General features: G+C 64.4%; 2 protein-coding genes. Both read right to left on the bottom strand.

Translation table 11 applies throughout. The annotated features are described in order from the left end of the window. Positions 1-197: 197 nt before the first annotated feature. Positions 198-1070, bottom strand: coding sequence for an RAMP superfamily CRISPR-associated protein (locus tag ACIQ2D_RS22070; RefSeq protein WP_298785399.1), 873 nt, complete (start codon positions 1068-1070; stop codon positions 198-200). Then, positions 1070-1280: hypothetical protein (locus ACIQ2D_RS22065; protein WP_402867427.1), on the bottom strand; the 211-nt coding region annotated here is incomplete at its 5' end. The genes ACIQ2D_RS22065 and ACIQ2D_RS22070, both read right to left, overlap by 1 nt.

The raw sequence follows: 1280 nt of genomic DNA, 5'->3' as shown, positions 1-1280 counted from the left end.
CAATTCGAGATCCGGCGGGGTCGCCTCCGGTGAGAGCGCCGGCACGTATTCGCCGCGGTCGAGGGCGCCTGCTTTGTGGTCGGCCCACAGTTCCGCGGCGAGGATGCCGTCCAAGGCGATCCCCCAGGGGCTTGCATGTGCCAACCCGGACGAGAGATGGGCCCTGACCAGGAAGGGAGCGAAAGCGGTGTCTGCGTTCATGTCAGCCACCCCAATGCCTCGATCACGTCTTCTCGTAGCGGTTCCAGTTCCGCTCGCCAGTCCGCGACCTGCGGGCCGGGGCCCGTCAAGACGGTCAGCTCCGACTCGGCGCGGACTCGCCCGTGCCCGATCGCGCTGCGCCCACCCAGGAAGCCGTCTCGCGAGAATCGTTCCCACACGTCACTGAAGAAGGCGATGTCGCGGTCGGTTGCCCGGTCCACCCTCAGAAATGTTTCGAAATGTGTTCCTGCGGGCAATGTCTCGACCTCGAAGCGCATCAACATCGACGTCTGGTGCACCGAAGTTCCCGAACCGGCGCCCGCGTCGAGGGGTTCGGGGAAGAATTTGGTGCCGGCGTCGTCGAAGCGGCTGTAACTTTCCAGGGACATGAGCTCGAACTGCGACATCAGCACTCCCGGGTAGGGCCTGCTCATGATCGATTCTGTTTCTTTCACTCGGGGAACGACTTTGCCGACTTTGAGACATCCGTCGATCGGCGGCGCACCGCCTCCGTTTCCTCCGAACAGACTGATCGGCGGGACCAACTCGCGCAGGCGCTGACGCCTGCGGCCGGTCAGTGAGTCGCCGGCGACTTTGCTCAGGTTGCCGCCGTTGCGCAGTGCGTGCGCCGCGGAGAGAGGTATCTGTCTTTCGTAGCCGATCACATCGCGGAACAACTCCTCGGCGGTGCGTCGCAATGCTCCCCGCAGCGAGTTCCCCGACACGACCGGTACCAGCACTTTCCTCCCGTCGGGCTGCAGGATCGGTTCGCGGCGAAACAGTGTCGTCGTCGTTTCCGACTCCTCGCCTTTCTGCGAGATCGACGACAGGGCAGTCAGTTCGACATCCCATCTCACGGTAGAGCGCATCAGCTGACCTTCCTCGCGGCGCGGGCAGCGGCAACTGATTCGGCCACGATGCGGGTCCGCAGGACATAGGCCGTGGGACGCTCCCGCAGCAGTGTCAGGACCGGCTCCGATTCGGCGCGCAGAAGAGCGGCCAACTCCAGCCGTTCGTCGGTTGTTCGCGGCTCGGATTCGAGCGAACGTGAGACAACCGACCACCAACGATCGAGGTCG

The sequence above is a fragment of the Lysinibacillus sp. NPDC097287 genome (genome assembly GCF_044761695.1).
Taxonomy (GTDB): domain Bacteria; phylum Bacillota; class Bacilli; order Bacillales_A; family Planococcaceae; genus Lysinibacillus.
Note: the sequence above shows the minus strand (reverse complement) of the source record. Positions and strands in the feature narration are given on the sequence as shown.